The following is a 16,524-nucleotide window of genomic DNA, read 5'->3' as shown; positions in this document are numbered from 1 at the left end:
AACAATCTGACCGAACTTCAGGAATCCCGAAGCCTCCTCGTCTAGAGTGATCAACCTCTTGATCCAGTGAAGGCGAGGAGGCGCGGGTTGGCCCTGGGAGTCGTCCGAGACCTGCGCGAGGCACGAGCCCCGGTCGGCCCCGAGGAGATCGCGGAGTTCGAGACCGACGTGCTGGCCGGGTTCGTTCTCGCCCGTGCCGCAGCCGGACTGGCCGACTCCACGATCAGCTCCGATGTGGTCCATCTCGAACAGGCCCGCACCTGGCTCGGGCGCCCGCTCTGGGAGATGGAGCCCCGCGAGGCCGACGTCTACTTCGGCAAGGTGCTGCGTGATGCGGCCAAGGGCACCCGCCTGGCCAGAGCCCAGGCGTTGAAGACGTTCTTCGCGTTCCTGGAGCTGCGCCACAAGGTCGAGATCCATCAGATGACCGGCCGCATCGTCGAATGCCCGATCGACGAGATGAACCGCCCTCGCGGCCAGCGCGAGGCCCGGCTGCGCATCCCGCCCTCGGCCGAGCAGGTGGAGCAGCTGTTCGCCGGATGGCGGGGTGAGCTCGCGATCTGTCGCAAGTTCGCACCTACGGCCCGCAACTACGCGGCCTGCCGCCTGATGGCCGAGGTCGGTCTGCGGGTGAACGAGGCCCGCAGCCTGGACCTGGACGACGTGAAGTGGGAGCTGGGCCGGTTCGGCAAGCTCCACGTCCGCCAGGGCAAAGGCGCCCGCGGATCAGGGCCGCGCGAGCGCATGGTCCCGCTGATCAACGACGCAGGGCGCACCCTGCGCTGGTTCATCGAGGACGTGTGGGGACACTTCGACGACGACCACACCCGTCCCGGTGCCCCGCTGTTCCCCTCCGAGCGCACCAACGCCGACGGCACCAGCAGGAGGATCGGCGACGAGGCCCTGCGCTCATCACTGGTCGAGGCGGCCGAACGCCACCTGCCCGACTGGGGCGGAAGGATGACGCCGCACGTCCTGCGGCACTTCTGCGCCTCCCAGCTCTACCTCGGCGGCATGGACCTCATCGCGATCCAGCAGGTCCTGGGCCATTCCTGGATCGCCACGACGATGAAGTACGTCCACGTCCACCGCACCCACGTCGAAGACGCCTGGATCGCTGCCCAACAGCGAGCCGCCGAACGTTTGAAGGGACTCATGCCGTGAAGTGGAACCTGCGGCTGGCCGCCGCCAACCGCGGCATCTGGAAGGCCAGCCAGATGCAGCGCCTGCTCGCCGAGCACGGCCTGGTGATCAGCGCCGGAAAGATGTCGGGCCTGTGGTCCGGAGATCCGGCCAGCATCAAGCTCGACGACCTCGACGTCATCTGCGCGGTGCTCGACTGCGGACCCCAGGACCTGCTCATTCCGGAACCGGAGAAGGTCCGGCGCCCCCAGGAAGAATCCCCGCAGAAGGCGGCCGCCGCCACCGGATCGCCGCCGGCGGTGGTCCCCAAACGCAAGGACGGACGCTCTCTTCCGCCGCTCTGATGGGCCGCATCTCCCCGAACAAACCGGCCGCGAGCTGCGCGGGCTGCTTCGCCTGGGGGCAGCTTCCGGGACGCTACTGCCGGGCCTGCTACACCTTCGGTCAACTCCACGGACTCGGACGCTGCACCGCCTGCGACCGTCAGGTTCCGGTGCACGACGGCCACTGCCGCCTATGCCGCCTTCAGGCGAGCTGGGAAGCCAAGACCGAGGACACCGTGTTCCGGGCACGGCTACCGCAAGTCGCCCACCAGCAACTGTTCCTCGCGGGCATGCACCGCATCCGCCAACCCGGCCCCCTCCTGGGTAAACGGGGCCGCCGAAAGCCCAGCCCGCCGCCAGCCCTCGCTCCGTCCCATGAGCGGGAGGAGTGGCAGCAGCTCCGCCTGGAAGTAACGGTGCCACGCGACTACTCCGCCTTCGACCGACAACAGCACGCGGACCTGACCAACCCGACGCTGGCCCATGCCCGCCAGATCGCCCAGGTGTTCGGCGAAACCCGCGGCTGGAGCCGGTGGGTGGCCAAGGACGTGGACCGGGCACTGGTCATCCTGCTCTCACTCCACCGGCCAGGGGATCGGATCTGCTTCTCCGAACTCTCACCGGTCCTGCTCGCTCACGGTCTCAGCGCCGAGCGCACCATCGAGGTCCTGGAACACCAGGGCCTGTTCGAGGATGACCGAACCCCCGCCCTGGACGCGTGGTTGCAGCGACGTCTTGCCGACCTCACCCCCGGGATCCGCACCGACGTGGAGAACTGGCTGCGCACCCTCCACGACGGCGGACCGCGCACCCAGGCACGCTCCCTCTCCACGGTTCACGGCTACCTGAACTACATCGACGGCACACTGCGGGAATGGTCGCAGCGGTTCGACCACCTTCGCGAGATCACACGGGACGACGTTCTCGCCGTGGCCGAGGGCCTGCACGGCAACGACCGCCACCACACCCTCGGAGCACTGCGCTCTCTGTTCCGGCACTGCAAGAGGACCCGCAGCATCTTCCGCGACCCCACCGCCCGCATCCGAGCCGGTCGCCAGGACTACCAGGTTCTCCAGCCGCTCCAGCCCAACGAGATCAAGGACGCGGTCGCCAGGGCGACAAAGCCCGATGCCCGCCTCGCACTCGCCCTGGCAGCGATCCACGCCGCCCGACCCACGACCATCCGCCACATGCTCCTCGACGACGTGGACCTCGGCAACCGCCGCCTGACCATCGCGGGCCGCACCGACCCTCTCGATGACCTCACCCACCGGGCACTGCTGGAGTGGCTCGACTACCGGCGCACCCGCTGGCCCCACACAGCCAACCCGCACCTGATCATTAGCCAGCAGACGGCCGTGGAGGCCGGCCCGGTCGGCAAGGTCTGGATGACCAGGGCGTTTCGCGGGCTCACCGCGACACTCGAACGCCTGCGGATGGACCGGCAGCTCGATGAGGCGCTGGCTCACGGCCCGGATCCGCTGCACCTGGCGACTGTGTTCGGCCTCGACGACAAGACCGCCATCCGCTACGCCACCGCTGCTCAACAGCTCCTGGAAGGGCCCGCCGAACAGCGCATCTCGCAGGTTGGCCCCAAACCCAAGGGTCGGAATCGTTCATAAATCCCGAAGGTTCTCGGGTTCAGGATGATGATCCTTCAGTTCCCACGAACTCTGGGGAATCTCGGCCCGCTTCCCCCGAAGCCACGTCGAGGGGCGAAGTAGCTCTCGGTTCAGGGCGAGCACTCCGTGCCGGCCCCTCGCAAGCAGCGGTTGCACGGGGCCGGTTCGTTGTGCCCTGGTGGCGAGACGATACGTCCCGCTTCCGGGAAGTCCATTTGTCGGAGGCCGGATTCAGGAGAAACGCGCCCCCGACGACGGGTGTCAGAGGCGCGGAAGCCCGCACCGGGTCCCGAACCGCCTCGACGGCACCTCCAGAAACCTCCGTCCGGTTCCCTGTCGGGCGAAGGTCCGCGTCGTACTACCGGGCTCCGGAAGCACGGACCTGTCCGTTGGCCCTTTCCGGCTTACCTTGTCCGTACCCAGAATGGACGTGGACGGAAGGGGAACATGGCCGGAACCAGGCGGGTGGCCAACGACCCGCGACGCAAGGAGCGCATCCTCGCCGCGGCCCTGGAGGTGATCGCCGAGCGCGGTGTGCACAAGACCACGCACCGCGCGATCGCCGATCGCGCCTCGGTGCCCCTGGGCTCGCTCACCTACCACTTCGACGGCCTGCCCGCGATCCTGGAGCAGGCGTTCGCGCAGTTGGCGCGGACCATGTCGGCGTACTACGCGGACCGGCTCTCGGCCGCGCGGGACCGGACCGAGGCGTGCGAGGCCGTGGCCGACCTCATCTGCGGACCGGAGTACGCCACCCCGCGCCAGTTCGTGCTGCTCTTCGAGATGTACTCCTACGCCAACCACAACGAGGCGACCCGAAGGGCCGCGCGCGCGTGGATGGACGTCAGCCGCGCCTCCCTGTCCGCGCACTTTCCCTCCGAGACGTGCCGCGCTCTGGACGCCCTGATCGAGGGGTGGTCGATGCACCGCCACTTCGAGCGCGACGAGGGCGGCCCGGACCGCGCGGTGGTCCTGGCGGCGGTGACCGCCGTCGCCGACCGGCTCGGCTGACCGGCGCTGACCACACCGCCGGGATACCGCCGCCCCGGATCGTCTTCCACGCACTGAGGCCCCCGCGCACCGAGGCCCCACGCGGACACCGCCGACCGGCGGCGCCCGCGACCCGCGTCACATCTGTTCCAGCAGCACGTCCTCCACCGCCTCGGCGTAGGCGCGCACCGTCTGGTGGTCGAACAGCAGCCGGGTGGGCACCGTGACGTCCAGCAGCCGTTCGACCTCGCGCACCACCTGGAGGCTGCGCACCGAGTCCCCGCCGATGTCGAAGAAGTTGTCGTCGCGCCCGATGCGCTCCAGCCCCAGGGTGCGCCCCCACACCTCGGCCACGGCCTCCTCGGTGGGGGTGCTCGGCTCGACGTGTACGGGCACGGCGGCGCGCGCCCAGGCGGGTTCGGGCAGGCGGGCGCGGTCCACCTTGCCGTTGGCGTTGAGCGGCAGCGCCTCCAGCACGGTGACGGCCGCGGGCACCATGTAGGCGGGCAGCTCGCGGGACAGGCGCTCGCGCACCGAGTCGGCGTCCACCTCCCGTCCGGTGACGTAGGCGACGAGCTGGCGGCCTCCGGTGGGTGCCTCGGCCACCAGCACCGCGGCCTGGGCCACCTCGGGCCCGCGCAGCAGGGCGGCCCCCACCTCGCCCGTCTCGATGCGGAATCCGCGCAGCTTCACCTGGCCGTCCGCGCGGCCCACGAAGACCAGGCGCCCCTCGGCGGACCAGCGCACCAGGTCGCCGGTGCGGTAGAGCCGTCCGCCGTCGCCGAAGGGGTCGGCCACGAAGCGCTCGGCGGTCAGGCCGGGCTGGCCGTCGTAGCCGCGCGCCGTCCCCGGCCCGGACAGGTACAGCTCGCCCACCGCGCCGGGCGGAACCGGGCGCAGGGCGTTGTCCAGGACGTGGGCGCCGGTGGCGTCCATGGGACGGCCGATCGGGCAGTGCCCGGCGCGGGCCTCCTCCTCGCTCAGCGGGGTGCACGTGGCGAAGGTGGTGGCCTCGGTGGGCCCGTACACGTGCACCAGGGCGGTGTCGGGGCACGCCCGGCGCACGCGGGCGAGGGAGGCCGGGTCGGCGGCCTCCCCACCGGTCCACAGCTCGCGCAGTCCCGCGAAGCACTCCGGGTCCTGCTGGGCGAAGATGTTGAACAGGGCGGTGGTGAGGAAGACCGCGCTGACCCCGTGCCGGGCGGTGTGCCCGCGCAGGGCGTCGGCGGAGACCGGCCCGTCGGCCACCACCGCGGTCCCGCCGTTGAGCAGCGGCACCCAGACCTCGTAGGTGGCGGCGTCGAAGGCGTGCGGGGAGTGGAACAGCACCCTGTCGTGGCCCTCGCGCCAGCGGGAGTCGGCGCTGAGGGCGACCACGGCCCGGTGGTCGACCACCACACCCTTGGGCGTGCCCGTGGAGCCGGAGGTGAACATGACGTAGGCGGCGGTGTTCCCGTGCACCGGCCCCCGCCGGGCCGTGGCCTCCGCACGCGCGCCCGTGTCCCCGGTCCCGGTCCCGGTCCCGGCGGTCGTACTCGCCCCGGTGACAGCACCGATCCCGGCATCAACACCTTGATCCGAGCCCACACCGACATCCGCAGCCGCACCGATTCCAGCACCAGCACCAGCACCAGCACCAGCACCAGCACCAGCACCAGCACCAGCACCAGAGAGTGTGCCGTCCACGGCGTAGCCGACCACCGCCGCCACGTCCGCGCAGCGGTCGGCCATGTCGGGACCGGCCACGGCCACGCGCGCGCCCAGGGCGCGCGCCAGGGAGGCGACCCGCTCCGCCGGAACCGTCTCGTGCAGCGGCGCGTAGGCGGCCCCCGTGCGCAGGACGCCGAGCATGGCGGCCACCACCCGCGGCGAACGCGGCATGAGCAACAGCACCCGGGACTCCGTGCCCACGCCCAGCGCGGCCAGGCGGTCGGCGACCCGGTCGGCCTCGGCGTCCAGCTCGGCGTAGGTCCACTCGCCGTCCGCGCCGACCAGGGCGGTCGCCTCGGGGTGGCGGGCGACGCGCTCGGCGAACAGGGCGGTGACGGTGGCGGCGGGCGGCTCCTCGCCGCCGCCGTCGGCCAGGGCCAGCGACCGGGCCGGGTCGGCCCCGGCCACCCGCCCCAGGGGGCGTTCGGGGTCCTCGGTGAGCGAGACCAGGATGCGCTCCAGGTCGCCCAGGAGGCGGTCCGCGGTCGCGGCGTCGAAGCACGCCGGATCGTGCCCCAAGATCAGGCGCAGCCCGTCGGAGGCGTAGGCGCTCAGCGCGAGCGGGTAGTTGGTGGCCTCCACCGCGTTGACGAACCGGACCCGCAGCCCGTGCTCGGCGGCGGCCGCCTCGTCCACGGGGTAGTTCTCGAACACCACGACGCTGTCGAAGAGCGGGGTGTCGCCGGGCAGGCCCGCCTCGGCCTGCACGCGCGCCAGCGACAGGTGGTCCTGGGCCCGCGAGCGCGCCTGGTCCTCCTGGAGGCGGCGCAGCCACCGCGCCACGGGCTCGGCGGGGTCGACGGCCACGCGCACCGGCAGGGTGTTGATGAACAGGCCCACCGCGGCCTCCACCCCGGGCATGTCGTCGGGGCGCCCGGAGGTGGTGGCGCCGAAGACCACGTCGGCCCGCCCCGAGTACGCGGACAGGAGCAGCGCCCACGCGCCCTGGACCACGGCGTTGACGGTCAGGCCGTGGGCGCGCGCGAAGGCGTGCACGGCCTCGGCCCGCGCCGGTGCGAGGACGGCCTGGCTCCGGGCGCTGGAGCGCGCGGAACGCAGGGAGGCGGGCGGCCGGTCGTAGGGCAGCGGCGTGGGCTCGGCCACGCCCTCCAGCACGCCCCGCCAGAAGGCGAGCCCCTCCCCGGCGTCGCGTCCGGCCAGGCGGCGCAGGTACTCCCGGAAGTCGGGACGCGCGGCCGGGACGCCGCCCCGGTAGGCGGCCAGGACGTCCTCCAGCACCAGGGGCAGGCTCCACCCGTCCAGGACCAGGTGGTGGAAGGTCCACACCAGGCGCACGGAGGCGTCGCCGGTGCGCAGCAGGGCCACGCGCAGGAGCGGGTCGCGGACGGGGTCCACGCCGCGGGCGGCGTCCTCGGCCAGGTGGTCGGCCAGGGCCCGCCCGCGCTCCTCCTCCGTCGCGCCGCGCAGGTCGAGGTGGCGCACCTCGACGGGGACGGCGCGGTGCACGAGCAGGACCGGTTCGGACAGTCCCTCCCAGGCCACGCGGGCGCGCAGGACGGGGGTGGCCGCGACCACCCGCCGCCAGGCGCGGCCCAGGGCCCCGGGGTCGCCCACGCCGTCCAGGTCGACGACGACCTGCTCCAGGTAGGAGCCGGAGTCGGGTTCCAGGGCGGAGTGGAAGAACATGCCCTGCTGCATGGGGGTGAGCGGCCACACGTCCTGGACGTCGCGGCCGTCGCCGACGAGGCGGTCGACCTCGGCCTGCTCCAGGCACACGAGCGGGAAGTCGGAGGGGGTGGCCCCGCCGTGGGCGGGGTCCAGGCAGTGGTCGACCAGGGCGGCGAGTTCGGCGGACATCGCCTCGGCGAGGCGGCGCACGGTGGACGTGTCGTGGACGGTGGCGGCGTGGTACCAGTCGAAGACCAGGCGCTCGCCCTCGAAGCGGCCCACCACCTCGACCAGGTGGGCGCGCTCCTCGTCCGGGGAGTGCTCGCCGCCGGGGTTGAGCCGCAGCGCGGTGTGCAGGGCGCCCCGGCCGGGGTCGGTGTCGAAGCGGCCCAGGTAGTTGAAGCTCACGCCGGGCGCGGGGTCGCGGTCCAGGCGAGCCCGCTGCTCCGGGGTGCCCAGGTGGCGCAGGGCGCCGTAGCCCAGGCCGTTGCCGGGGACCGCGCGCAGCATCTCCTTGGTGGCGCGGATCCGGTCGGACCGGTCGGGTTCGCCGGTGAGCACGACGGGGAACACGGTGGTGAACCAGCCCACGGTGCGCGAGGTGTCCAGATCCTCGAACAGGTCCTCGCGGCCGTGGCCCTCCAGGTCCACGGGCACGCGCGCGGAGCCGGTCCACTCGCACAGCACCCGGCCCAGGGCGGACAGCAGCAGGTCGTTGACGCGGGTGCGGAAGGCCGCGGGCGCCTCGCCCAGCAGGCGGCGGGTGTCCTCCTCGGACAGCCCGGCGGTGACCACCCGCTGGTCGCGCACCAGACCGTTGCCCCGGCCCGGAAGGTCGCGGGGCAGCTCGGTGCGGGTGGCGGCGACGTCGGCCCAGGTGTCGAGTTCGGCGTCGAAGGCCCCCCGCGCGGTGTGCCGGGCCAGGCGGTCGGCCCACACGGGGAAGGGCGTGGTGCGCGGCCCCGGGTCCACGGGCGCCCCCTCGGCGGCCTGGCGATAGGCGGTGGCCAGGTCCTCCAGCAGCACCCGCCAGGACACCCCGTCCACGACGAGGTGGTGGGCGGTCAGCAGCAGCCGGGAGCCCTCGGGGCCGGAGTCGAGCAGGACGGCGGCGAAGACGGGTCCGCGGGCCAGGTCGAGGCCGGTGTGGGCGGCCCGGACGCTCTCCTCGGCCAGGTCGCGCGCCCGCCCGGGTCCGTGCCCGGACAGGTCGACCACGCTCAGGGGCGGGGCGGCCGTGCCGGGTCCGGCCACACGCGGGCCGTCGCCGTCGCGCCGCAGCCGCAGCATGTCGTGGTGGTCGGCGAGGGCGGCCAGGGCGGTGCGCAGGGCGCGCGGTTCCAGGGGCTGGGCCAGGTCGAGCAGCACGGACATGGCGAAGTGGTCGGGCGCCACCGGGTGGGTGCGGTCGAACCAGCCCATGACGGGCGTGGCGGTGAGCGGGCCGCTCACCGGTCCGACACCGAGCGCGCCGGGCCGCCGCACGCGCGCCACCTCGGCCAGGGCGGCGACGCTGGGGTGGGAGAAGACGTCGCGGCTGCTCAGCTCCACACCGGCCCTGCGGGCGCGGGAGACCATCTGGATGCTGAGGATGGAGTCGCCGCCCAGGGCGAAGAAGTCGTCGTGGACACCGACGCGCTCCACGGCCAGGACGGAGGCGAACACCTCGGCCAGGACCCGCTCGGTGTCGGTGCGGGGGACTGCGTGCTCCCCGCCGTGCCCGGGGTCGGGCAGGGCGCGGTGGTCGGCCTTGCCGTTGGCGGTCAGGGGCAGCGCGTCCAGGACCACGACGGCGGCGGGCACCATGTAGCCGGGCAGGGTGCGGGCGAGGGCGCGGCGCCACTCCTCCGCGACCTCCTCCCCCGGGTCCTCCGCCGAGGGCACGGCGTAGGCGAGGAGCCTGCGCCCGCCGCCGGGTGCGGCGCGCACGAGGGCGACGGCCTCGGCGACGCCCTCCAGCGCGAGCAGGGCGGCCTCGACCTCGCCGGGTTCGATGCGAAAGCCCCGGATCTTGACCTGGGAGTCGGCGCGGCCGACGTACTCCAGCTCTCCGGAGCCGTTCCACAGCACGAGGTCGCCGGTGCGGTAGAGCCGCTCACCGCTGCCGCGGGGATCGGCCACGAAGCGCTCGGCGGTCAGCCCCGGACGCCCCAGGTAGCCGCGGGCGACACCAGCACCGCCCACGTAGAGCTCTCCGACCGCGCCAGGGGGCACCGGTCGCAGGAGGGTGTCGAGCACCCGAACGCGCATGCCGTCCAGGGGCGTGCCGATGGGCACGGTGCGCACCGGTTCGGCGGTGCGCGCGGCGGTGTGGTGGGCGGCGAAGGTGGTGGTCTCGGTGGGCCCGTAACCGTTGGCGACCGCCGTGCCGGGGCAGGCCCGCAGCACCCGGTGCACGCTCGCCGGGCTGGCGGCCTCGCCCCCCGTGATGACCTCGCGCAGCGGGGCGAAGCAGGAGGGGTCCTGGGCGGCGTAGAGGTTGAACAGCGCGGCGGTGACGAAGGTGGAGGTCACCCGGTGGCGGCGGGCCAGCGCGCCGAACTCCTCGGCGCTCATGCGTCCGGGCGGCGCGACGACCACGGCGCCGCCGCGCAGCAGCGGCGTCCAGATCTCGTAGGTGGCCGCGTCGAAGGCGTGCGAGGAGTGCAGCAGCACGCGCTCGTCACGGCCGCCGCCCCAACGAGAGTCGCGCGCCAGGGCCACCACGTCTGCGTGCGTGACCGCCACGCCCTTGGGCTCCCCGGTGGAACCGGACGTGTGCATGACGTAGGCCAGCGCACGCGGATCGGCCTCGGGCAGGGGGTCCTCGGTCCGCACGGTCGGGTAGGGGCCGGGCCCGTCCAGGACCAGCACGCGCGCGTCGGTGCCCTCGGGCAGGCGGGAGCGCGAGGCGGTGTCGGTGACGATGACGCGCGCGCCGGTGCGGGCGGCCGTCCAGGCCACGCGTTCGGCCGGATCGTCGGGGTGGACCGGGACGTAGGCGCCCCCGGCGCGCAGCACCGCGAGCATCGCGGTGACCACGTGCGGCCCCCGCTCCAGCAGCAGGGGCACGGCGTCCTCCGTGCCGACCCCCCACGCCCGCAGCAGGCGTGCCAGGTCGGCGGAGCGGGTGTCCAGTTCGGCGTAGGTCAGCGCCGGGAAGTCGCCGACCAGGGCCGGAGCGCGGGGGGTGCGGGCGACCTGCTCGGCGAACGCGGCGGTCACGGACGCGGGCGCGCCCTGGGCGGGGGCGTGCTCCCAGGATTCCAGGAGGGCGCGTTCGGCCTCGGGACGCAGGTCCAGGGCGGCCAGGTCCAGGCCCGGGTCGGCGACGACGGCGTCGGCCAGCCGGGACAGGGCGTCGGCCAGGGCCGCCACGCGCCCGGCGTCGTACAGGTCGGTGTTGTACTCGACGGACAGGCGCAGGGCCCCGTCGCGTTCGGCGTACTCGAAGACCAGGTCGGCCAGGGCCGCGGTGCGCGGCAGGTCGACCTCCTCGGCGCGCAGGCCCTCCAGCTCCAGTCCGCCGGTGTGGGCGTTCTGGAGGACCATCAGCGCCTGGAACAGGGGGCCGCGGGCGGGGTCGCGCTCGGTGACCAGGGCGTCGACGACGCGGTCGAAGGGCATCTCCTGGGCGAGGGCGGCGTCGGCCTCGGCGCGCACCTGCCCGACGAACGCGGCCGCGGTGGTGCCCGGGCGCAGGCGCGAGCGGAGCACGACCGGGTTGACGAAGAAGCCGACCATGTCCTCCAGCTGGGGGTGGTCGCGTCCGGCTGAGGCCGCGCCCAGGGCGACGTCGGCGGAGCCGGACGCGGCCGAGAGCACCGCCTGGGTCAGTGCCGCCAGGGTCGCGAAGAGCGTGGCGCCGCACTCGCCGCCCAGGGCGCGCAGGCCCCGGAGCTGGTCGGGGGTCAGGCGGGTGCGGTGGACGGCTCCGGCGGTGGTGCGCCGGGCGGGCCGGGGCCGGTCGGTGGGCACGGCCAGCGGGGGCACGTCCTCCAGGGCGCGCGCCCAGTACTCCAGGCGGCGCCGGGCCTCGGGCCCCTCCCAGCGGCCCTGTTCCCAGACGGCGAAGTCGGCGTAGTCGGTCTCCGCGCGGGTGTCGGCCTCCTCGCCGCGCACGGCGGCCCGGTAGTACGCGGCGAGGTCGCGGTGGAGCAGGTCGACCGACCAGCCGTCGCAGGCGATGTGGTGGGTGCTCAGGACCAGGACGTGGTCCCGGTCGTCCAGGCGCAGCAGCAGGGCGCGGGTGGGCGGCCCCGCCACGAGGTCGAAGGGGGTGTCCACCTCGCGCAGCAGGTGCCGGTGCAGCTCCTCCTCGCGGTCGGCCGGGTCGGTCAAGGAGACCTCGCGCACGGTCAGCAGGTCGGCGCGGGGAGCGCGCACGTACTGGACGGGTTCGCCGTCGACGGTGTCGTAGGTGGTGCGCAGGGCCTCGTGGCGCTCCTGGAGCAGTTCCACGGCGCGGCCGAGCGCGGGCACGTCGAGCGGTCCGCGCAGGCGGAAGGCGCTGCCGGTGTGGTACTCGGCGCTGTCGCCGTCGAGCTGGTGCAGGAACCACAGGCGGCGCTGGGCCGCCGACAGCGGCAGCGGGCGGCCGCGCCCGGCCGGGGTGAGGGGCTCCTCGCGGCGCCCCGCGTCCTCCGCCGCGGCGACGCCCTCGGGGGTGGGGTGGCGGAACAGCGCGCGCGGGTCGAGGCCGGTGCCCAGGCGCTCGCCCAGGCGCCAGGCCACGCGGGCGGCGAGGATGGAGTCGCCGCCCAGGGCGAAGAAGTCGTCGCGGGCGCCGACGCGCTCCAGGCCCAGGGCCGCGGCGAACTCCTCGGCGGCGGCGCGCTCGGCGCCCTCGCGCGGTTCGACGTGGTCGGCGGCGGAGCGGACGGCGGGCGCGGGCAGGGCGCGGTGGTCGACCTTGCCGTTGGCGGTCAGGGGCAGCGCCTCCAGGGCCACGACGGCGGCGGGCACCATGTAGCCGGGCAGGCGGTCGGCGAGCCGCTCGCGCAGGGCCGCGGTGTCAGCGGTCCCGACGACGTAGCCGACCAGGACGCGCGCGCCCGGGGCGTCCTCGCGGACCGTGACCAGGGCCTGGGTGACGCCCTCCTGGTCGAGCAGGGCGGCCTCGATCTCGCCGGGTTCGATGCGAAAGCCCCGGATCTTGACCTGGGAGTCGGCGCGGCCGACGTACTCCAGCAGGCCGTCGGCGTTCCAGCGCACCAGGTCGCCGGTGCGGTAGAGCCGCTCACCGCTGCCGAGGGGATCGGCCACGAAGCGCTCCGCGGTCAGCCCCGGACGGCCCAGGTAGCCGCGGGCGACCCCGGCCCCGCCGACGTAGAGCTCCCCCACCCGCCCCGGTGCGGCCGGGTTCAGCCGGTCGTCGAGCACCCGGGCGCGCACGCCGTCCAGGGGCGTGCCGACGGGCACCGACAGCAGCGGGGGCCGGTCTCGGTCCACGGCGAAGTGCGTGGCGAAGGTGGTGGTCTCGGTGGGCCCGTAGCCGTTGGCGACCGCCGTGCCGGGGCAGGCGTCCAGCACGGCGCGGACCGCTCCGGGCGGGACGGCCTCGCCTCCGGCGATGACCTCGCGCAGCGGGGCGAAGCAGGAGGGGTCCTGGGCGGCGAACAGGTCGAACAGCGCGGCGGTGACGAAGGTGGAGGTCACCCGGTGGCGGCGGGCCAGCGCGCCGAACTCCCCGGCCGTGAGCCGCTGCGGGGGTGCGACGACCACGGCGCCGCCGCGCAGCAGCGGCGTCCAGATCTCGTAGGTGGCCGCGTCGAAGGCGTGCGAGGAGTGCAGCAGCACGCGCTCGTCACGGCCACCGCCCCAACGAGAGTCGCGCGCCAGGGCCACCACGTCGGCGTGCGTGACCGCCACGCCCTTGGGCTCCCCGGTGGAACCGGACGTGTGCATGACGTAGGCCAGCGCGCCGGGGTGGGGCGCGGGCAGCTCCGGGCCGGAGGGGGCGTCCCCGGCGACGCCGCCCGTGGTGGCGCCGTCCCTTGCGGTACCGCCCCCGGCTGCTCCGTCCCTGGTGACAGTGTTCCTGGAGGAACCGTCTCCGGTGGCACCGCCCCTGGCTGCTCCGTCCCGTCCGTCCCGTCCGTCCCCTCCGGCCTCCGCATCGCCCTCCGCGTCCAGGTCGAGGATCCGGGCCAGGTCGGCGAGGCGTGCTGGCAGGCGGGGGCCGATCACCCGGTCGGTGAGCACCAGGCGCGCGCCGGTGCGCTCGGCGGCGGCCAGCAGCCGGTCGGCGGGGTCGTCGGGGTGGACGGGGACGTAGGCGCCTCCGGCGCGCAGCACCGCGAGCATCGCGGTGACCACGTGCGGCCCCCGCTCCAGGGCGAGCAGGACGGTGCCCTCGGAACCGAGCCCGTGGGCCAGCAGCAGGCGCGCCAGGTCGGCGGAGCGGGCGTCGAGCTCGGCGTAGGTCACCGCCGGAAAGCCGCCGAGCAGGGCCGGGGCGTCGGGGGTGCGGGCCGCCTGCCCGGCGAAGGCCTCCGGGACCGAGGAGGGCGAGACCGTGTCCGCGGGGTCGAGGGCGAAGCGGGTGGACTCCTGGGAGGACAGCACGTGACGGCTCCTGGCGCGTGTTCGAAAGGGAGGGCGGCGGAAGGGCGGGCGTGGGGACGGAGTGAGGGCCGGGTGCTCCGCCGCCGCGGTGGCGCGGCCGTCCGGCGGAGGGGTGCGGAGGCGAATCGGACCGCCATTCCCGACGGGCCGCCGTACGAGGACAGAGCCTGCCACATCGCCTTATCCAACCGGGCACTTTACCAAAAAGCTCGTCATTTCGAAATTCCCTTCGGTGACAGATAATCCCACACCGAACACCTTGCGCCACACGGAATACTTCGACCCCAAATCAGACAAAATACAACAAAAGTTATATTCAACAGATCACGCCAACACAAAGTCAGACAAAGCGAACAAAAGCCGCACGACGGTGGAAGGTTTAGATACCTTGCGGAGTGGTTACATTACTCACAGTAAATAAATGTCCAATACCTGTCCACATGCGGCCATCCGGGAACTTCGCATCCGGTCGCAGACCGGTCTTCGCGCACTGACCCTCCGACACCTGACACCGCCGGAACCGCACCCCGCCACAGGCCCCCGCCCCGCGCCTCCGCACCACCCCGCGGAGGGGTGCGCCAGCCGGGTGAGCACGTCACCGCTGTTCAGAGCCCTCATGCGGCTCATACCACATCCTGGAACCCAGCACATGAGGTTCTCCGCAAAAGACCGAACCGCGTTCAACCGACGATCTCTTCGTCCCCCGTCCAGCAGGAAATCCGCCGTTTCAACGATCAAAGCAACGCCCGCGCTAACAGGAGCACTATTGGCCGCAATCCCCCCTCCATCAGCACGAACGGGTGAGAAGGAACACATACACACGGGTAAACCGGGGCCGTTGTCGACCGACGCCACAACGAGACACGGACCCTCCGTCGAAGCCTTCACCATCCCGACCGGAAGGCGAACTCCCTGCTAACGGCAGGGGGACACAGCGAAAAACACGGAGGCCCCCGCCCGGGGTGAATGTCTTCACACCCCGGAAATCTCCCGGAACGCCCGGACCGTATTCCCCGTCACCTGGTTCCCGACATATCCGAAACCCTTGCCAAGATTCGAAGCGATATGTGAGTATCCGTGGCACGTGCGGTGTACCGCCCCGTCCCCGCCGAAGCGACCGGCCGCTCCCGTCCCGAGCGCCGGCCTTTCGGGTGCCCTCCGACTCCCACGAGGAGAACGTCGTGCGCGACGCCCTGTCCGACCTGCTCCGCCGGACCTCTCACCAGGCCGGCGTCCCCGGAGCCCAACTGGCGGTCTACCACCGCGGTGAGCTGCACACCTGCGCCACCGGGGTGGAGAACACCCAGACGGAGCGCCCCGTGGCGCCCGACTCGCTCTTCCCGATGGGTTCGGTGACCAAGACCGTCACCGCGGCCCTGGTCATGCAACTGGTGGAGGACGGCGACGTCGACCTCGACGCCCCGGTGCTACAGCACCTGGGCGGGGCCGCTCCCGGCCACCCCCTGCGGGGTGTCACCCCCCGCCACCTGCTCAGCCACACCGCCGGGCTGGTCTCGGAACGTTCCGAGGCCGCCCCCGCGCCCTCCCTGCGCCGCTACGTCTCCTCGCTCGCGCCCGAGGACCGCATCGCCGAGCCGGGCACGCTGTTCTCCTACTCCAACACCGGCTACGCCGTGGCGGGCCGACTCGTGGAGACCGTCACCGGACAGAGCTGGTGGGAGACCGTGGAGTCGCACCTGTGCGGCTCCACCGGCATGGAGCTGGCTCCGGTCCTGGCGCCGCGGTCCCTCCCCGCCGCCGACCTGGTCACCGGGCACGCCGTCGACGGCGCGGGCCGGGCCCACCCGGTGGGCTTCCACATCGAGCCCGCGCTGGCCCCGGCCGGGGGCCTGGCCGCCAGCGCCACCGCCCTGGCGGCCTTCGGCCGCGCCTTCCTCGACCCCGAGCACGCCGCCCTGGACGGCGAGGTCGCCGCCCCGGACGTGCTGCGCGAGATGGGCCGCTCGGTGAGCGTGGCCGACCCCTTCGGCCTGGCCGACGGCTGGGGCGCCGGGTGGTCGCTGCACCTGGCCGGGGACCGCCTGTGGTACGGCCACGACGGAACCCTGGACGGCGCCACCTGCAACCTGCGCGTGGACCCCGAGGGCGGCTCGGTGGTGGCGCTGACCACCAACGCCACCACCGGTGTGACCGCCTGGGAGCACGTGGTCCGGGGCCTGCGCGAGCTGGGGGTGGACGTGGGCCACTACCGCCAGCCCGACGCCGCGGCCGAGGGCACCGCCACCGGGCCGGGCCCGGACCGCGTCACGGGGCGCTACGGCAACGGCGGCCTGGCCGCCGAGGTCATCCCGGGCCGGGACGGGTACCGGCTGGTCATGTCCAACGGCTTCGAGGGCGCGCTGTCCACCGGGCCGGGCGGCGCCTTCCGCGTCGTCTCCGAGCGCCACGGCGGGATCGCGCTCAGCGGGCGCTTCCTCCCCGACCCCGCCGAGCCCCGGCGCGCCACGGCGCTCCAGTACAACGGGCGCACCCTGCGCCTGAGCGGGCTCGCCGTGGGCCCCAACGCCTGACCCACTCCCTGCGCAGACGAGGACCGGCAC

6 protein-coding genes are annotated in these 16,524 nt (G+C 73.7%); 5 read left to right on the top strand and 1 reads right to left on the bottom strand.

Annotated elements, in window-relative coordinates; all coding sequences use genetic code 11:
* Positions 1-87: 87 nt before the first annotated feature.
* The 4 genes from ACSIH6_RS09770 (at position 88) to ACSIH6_RS09755 (ending at position 4,099) form a co-directional block, all read left to right on the top strand.
* Positions 88-1,164 (top strand): tyrosine-type recombinase/integrase, encoded by a 1,077-nt coding sequence (locus ACSIH6_RS09770; RefSeq protein ID WP_435107912.1) that lies wholly within the window; start codon positions 88-90, stop codon positions 1,162-1,164.
* Positions 1,161-1,487, top strand: a complete 327-nt coding sequence (locus tag ACSIH6_RS09765) for a helix-turn-helix domain-containing protein (RefSeq protein ID WP_435107911.1) — start codon at positions 1,161-1,163, stop codon at positions 1,485-1,487. Before ACSIH6_RS09770 ends, ACSIH6_RS09765 begins: the two co-directional genes overlap by 4 nt.
* On the top strand, positions 1,487-3,088 hold the full coding sequence (locus ACSIH6_RS09760) for a hypothetical protein (protein ID WP_435107910.1): 1,602 nt from the start codon (positions 1,487-1,489) through the stop codon (positions 3,086-3,088). The genes ACSIH6_RS09765 and ACSIH6_RS09760 overlap by 1 nt, the downstream gene beginning before the upstream one ends.
* A 447-nt stretch (positions 3,089-3,535) precedes the next feature.
* Positions 3,536-4,099 carry a TetR/AcrR family transcriptional regulator gene (locus ACSIH6_RS09755; RefSeq protein WP_435107909.1) on the top strand — a complete coding sequence of 188 codons (564 nt, stop codon included), beginning with the start codon at positions 3,536-3,538 and terminating at the stop codon, positions 4,097-4,099.
* Positions 4,100-4,216: 117 nt separating this feature from the next.
* Here the strand turns inward: ACSIH6_RS09755 and ACSIH6_RS09750 are convergent, their stop codons facing one another.
* Positions 4,217-13,963: an amino acid adenylation domain-containing protein gene (locus ACSIH6_RS09750; RefSeq protein WP_435107908.1), complete on the bottom strand. Its 9,747-nt coding sequence runs from the start codon at positions 13,961-13,963 to the stop codon at positions 4,217-4,219.
* A gap of 1,151 nt (positions 13,964-15,114) precedes the next feature.
* On the opposite strand from ACSIH6_RS09750, the gene ACSIH6_RS09745 reads away from it, so the two are divergent.
* Complete coding sequence (locus ACSIH6_RS09745) at positions 15,115-16,494, top strand: serine hydrolase domain-containing protein (RefSeq protein ID WP_435107907.1); 1,380 nt, start codon at positions 15,115-15,117, stop codon at positions 16,492-16,494.
* The last annotated feature ends 30 nt before the right edge of the window (positions 16,495-16,524 follow it).

The sequence above is a fragment of the Nocardiopsis synnemataformans genome (assembly GCF_965343085.1).
Taxonomy (GTDB): Bacteria; Actinomycetota; Actinomycetes; order Streptosporangiales; family Streptosporangiaceae; genus Nocardiopsis; species Nocardiopsis alborubida.
The sequence above is the reverse complement of the archived record's forward strand: the minus strand, read 5'-3'. Positions and strand labels throughout refer to the sequence as shown.

Excerpts from the sequence above, each read along its gene's own strand:
- ACSIH6_RS09755 (WP_435107909.1), top strand. The coding sequence starts at position 3,536 with ATGGCCGGAACCAGGCGGGTGGCCAACGACCCGCGACGCAAGGAGCGC.
- ACSIH6_RS09760 (WP_435107910.1), top strand. The coding sequence starts at position 1,487 with ATGGGCCGCATCTCCCCGAACAAACCGGCCGCGAGCTGCGCGGGCTGC.